2 protein-coding genes are annotated in these 551 nt (G+C 64.6%); one reads left to right on the top strand and one right to left on the bottom strand.

Going from position 1 to position 551, the window contains the following annotated elements; translation table 11 throughout:
• Positions 1-193, bottom strand: a 193-nt coding sequence (locus ACXJKH_RS21970) for an FAD-dependent oxidoreductase (protein WP_457322560.1), incomplete at its 3' end; no start/stop codon positions are given.
• A gap of 66 nt (positions 194-259) precedes the next feature.
• Between ACXJKH_RS21970 and ACXJKH_RS21965 the strand changes: the two genes are divergently transcribed.
• On the top strand, positions 260-551 hold a 292-nt coding region (locus tag ACXJKH_RS21965; RefSeq protein ID WP_457322558.1), incomplete at its 3' end, for a MarR family winged helix-turn-helix transcriptional regulator.

Raw genomic sequence — 551 nt, 5'->3', positions numbered from 1 at the left:
GCCGGTCGATGATGCCCATGTCTTCGAAGATCTCCTGGCTGCGCGGCTGGATGCCCTTGCCGCGCGAGCCATGGAAGGGCTGCTCGCGCTGCTCCAGCAGCCGGAACGCCACCCCACGGCGGGCCAGTTCGATGGCCAGGGTCAGGCCGGCGGCACCGGCGCCGCAGATCACTACTTCAAGGGTGTTGCCCATCGTCTCTCTCCAGGTATGTGTAATATGCACTTACTTGGAGGGGATGCTATGCCGTCGAAAAACAAGGTGCAAGATACACATATTTCGCCGGACCTGAAGGCGCTTCACCTCGCCATGGTCGGCATTGCCAGCGTCATGAACCGCCCGCGCAACGACGAGCGCCTGCTCCAGGAGGCGGGAGTGAAGCTGGACCAGGCCCTGTTCCGGCTGCTGGTGATGATCGAGCGGGTGGGGCCCATCGGGGTGGTGGACCTGGCTGATCGCCTCGGCCGCGATTACACGACCATCAGCCGACAGGTCGCCAAGCTGGCGGCGATGGAACTGGTCACCCGCCGCGGCAATCCGCAGGATCGCCGCA

The sequence above is a fragment of the Stenotrophomonas sp. P5_B8 genome (assembly GCF_054049855.1).
The sequence above is the reverse complement of the archived record's forward strand: the minus strand, read 5'-3'. Positions and strand labels throughout refer to the sequence as shown.